This window comes from Bradyrhizobium sp. Mp27 (assembly GCF_029953005.1).
Lineage (GTDB): Bacteria > Pseudomonadota > Alphaproteobacteria > Rhizobiales > Xanthobacteraceae > Bradyrhizobium > Bradyrhizobium barranii.
On record NZ_JASAUS010000411.1, the window covers coordinates 1 to 2275 of the forward strand.

Genomic DNA, 2275 nt, shown 5'->3' on the forward strand with positions numbered 1-2275 from the left:
CGCCCGATCGCCAACGGCATCCGCCTTGCGCATCAGGGCGTCGAGGTGCCGGTCTATGTCTGGACCGAGGCGGAAGCAACCTCGGCGCGGCTGATGCCGGTGACGACGGCCGCCGATACCGGCAAGAAGCTGCTGTGTCCGATGCCCGGGCTGATCGTCTCGATCGCGGTAACGGAGGGGCAGGAGGTCAAGGCCGGCGAGACGCTCGCGGTCGTCGAAGCCATGAAGATGCAGAACGTGCTGCGCGCCGAGCAAGACGGCGCCGTGAAGAAGATCCACGCCAGTGCCGGTGCGACGCTCGCGGTCGACGCGCTGATTTTGGAGTTTTCCTGAACACCGCAAGAGGCGACCTGAGATGGGCAGCCTGTCTGCAGGAATTCCGGTTACTTCCAGGCAGAAGTCATGTTGGGCAGCTCGGCGTCACTTGGGATTAGGTGGACTTGATGAAAACCGAACGGTTGGCATTGGCATCGGGCTTTGCGCCTGCTTCACGCCAGGACTGGCACAAGCTGGTTGATGGCGTGCTAAAGGGAGCGCCGTTCGAAAAGCTGATTGGTAGGACGTACGACGACTTGAGAATCGAGCCGATTTATCTCCGCGCGAAAGACATTGCACTAGTCGACGGGCGGGCACCCGCGGCGCCTTGGCAGATCATACAGCGCATCGATCATCCAGACGCGGTGACGGCCAATAGGCAGGCCCTTCACGATCTGGAGAATGGGGCGACGGGCCTGGCGCTCGTCTTTGCCGGCGCCAACTGCAGCCGCGGGTTCGGTCTCGATCAAACGGCAGGTGCCGTCGCCAAAGCTTTAAAGGACGTCCACCTTGATGCCGGCATCGGGATTGAACTTCAAATTGGTACAGACGGGCGTAAGACCGCGATCCATGTTGCGGAATATGTGAAGTCGGTCGGTCTCGATCCTGCCGTCTGCGACATTCGATTTGGGCTCGATCCGCTGGGCGCGTGCGCCCTAAGCGGACGCAGTCCATACACTTGGGAAGAAATCGCACGGAACGTTGCCAGCACGATCAAAGGGCTTGTAACGCTGGGGTTCAAGGGGCCGTTTGCCGCGAGCGACGGGCGTATCGTTCATGACGCCGGCGGCTCAGAAGTGCAGGAGCTTGCCTTTGTGCTCGCCTGCGGCGTGGCATATCTGCACGCTATGGAGGCGGCGCGCATTCCGCTGGATCAAGCGCGAAGTATGATCTATGCGCGACTCACTGCTGACGCCGACCAGTTTTTGACTATGGCTAAATTCCGCGCGTTGCGGCTCCTCTGGGCGCGCATCGAATCGGCGTGCGGTGTGGCGCCGAGGCCGCTGTTCATTGCGGCTGACACGTCCTGGCGCATGTTGACCCGGCGCGATCCCTACGTAAACATGTTGCGCGCTACCTTGGCGACATTCTCTGCGGGAATCGCCGGTGCCAATGCGATCACAGTTCTGCCGCACACGTTGGCGCTCGGCCTTCCAGACTCGTTTGCCCGGCGCGTGGCCCGCAACACGCAGCTTCTGCTGCTGGAGGAAAGCAATCTTGCCAAGGTTAGCGATCCTGCCTCAGGTGCTGGCGGCATTGAGGCGCTAACAACGGAGCTTTGCGACGCGGCCTGGAGGAGTTTTCAAGAGACTGAAAATGCGGGCGGCATTTTTGCCGCTCTACAGCAAGGAACGCTTCAGGCGAAGATCACAGCTACACGCACAGCGCGCCGTGCAAATCTCGCGAAACGCAGCGACCCGCTGACCGGAGTGAGTGAGTTCGCAAACCTTGGCGAAGGCGCAGCGGCGGTACTAAGCGTAAGACCGATGGCTCTTCCGCCTAGCTTTGATCAGAAATTCGTATTCGACGCACTGCCGCCGATCCGGCTTGCGGAACCCTTCGAATCGCTCCGCGATAAGTCCGATGCGATATTGAAGCTACTCGGCGCGCGGCCGCGAGTGTTTCTTGCTAATCTCGGCACACCGACCGACTTTACGGCCCGCGCGACATTCGCCAAGAGCTTCTTCGAAGCGGGAGGAATTGAGGCTATCGACGGCGCCGGCTTCGCCGACCCAGCCGAGCTTGCCCTCGCATTCACGGGATCTGGTGCCGAACTTGCCTGCCTTTGCTCCAGCGATAAGATCTATGCGGAGCGCGCCGAAATCTCCGCCCACGCGCTTCAGCAAGTCGGAGCTAGCCCGTCCTATTCGTGAGAGTGCGGCTTTTGGGCCCGATTGATGCGGCCGCACATCTTGTCTGACGAGGCGCACAGGATTGCCTTCGGCTTTTCGCCGCCTGA

The 2275-nt window shown here is 61.0% G+C and carries 2 protein-coding genes; both read left to right on the forward strand.

Going from position 1 to position 2275, the window contains the following annotated elements:
* Nucleotides 1-333, forward strand: a 333-nt coding sequence (locus QJT78_RS50355; protein WP_281460834.1) for a biotin/lipoyl-containing protein, incomplete at its 5' end; no start/stop codon positions are given.
* 110 nt (nt 334-443) lie between these two features.
* Nucleotides 444-2189: a methylmalonyl-CoA mutase subunit beta gene (locus QJT78_RS50360; protein ID WP_240537888.1), complete on the forward strand. Its 1746-nt coding sequence runs from the start codon at nt 444-446 to the stop codon at nt 2187-2189.
* The last annotated feature ends 86 nt before the right edge of the window (nt 2190-2275 follow it).